This is a genomic window from Alkalihalophilus lindianensis, from assembly GCF_032843265.1.
In the GTDB taxonomy this organism is placed as follows: Bacteria; Bacillota; Bacilli; order Bacillales; family Bacillaceae_D; genus Alkalihalophilus; species Alkalihalophilus lindianensis.
Genome location: NZ_JAWJBA010000090.1, coordinates 1 through 378 on the forward strand (window position 1 = coordinate 1; position 378 = coordinate 378).

Consider the following 378-nt stretch of genomic DNA (forward strand, 5'->3'; position numbering starts at 1 on the left):
TTCATGGCACCTTCATTGTACCAAATAAAAAAAATCCATTCCACATAGAATTTTCATGGAAAATGTCGATTCTCTTTTGTAAACTGTAAATATCGGATGGCCGGCCATCCTTCCAAAATGAAGGAGGTTACCGATATGAATGAAAAAGAAAAAAGAGATGTGGCGTTGTTTCGCTATTCATTAATTTCCCCATTACTTCACAATTATGAGAATCACAAGGATTATCTAGAGAAGATGGGGGAAAAAGTTCATGATGTCCCTCACCATGGAGAACGAAGAATAGCTGCCAAGACAATTCAGGAATGGTTTTTAAAATACCGACGTGAGGGGCTGGAAGGGTTAATTCCAAGGGGACGGTCAGATCGTGGTCAATCAAGG

At 39.7% G+C, this 378-nt stretch carries 1 pseudogene; it reads left to right on the forward strand.

What is annotated here, in order from left to right:
* Positions 1–135: 135 nt before the first annotated feature.
* A pseudogene (locus RYX56_RS21425) lies at positions 136–378 on the forward strand (IS481 family transposase); the annotation flags it as partial.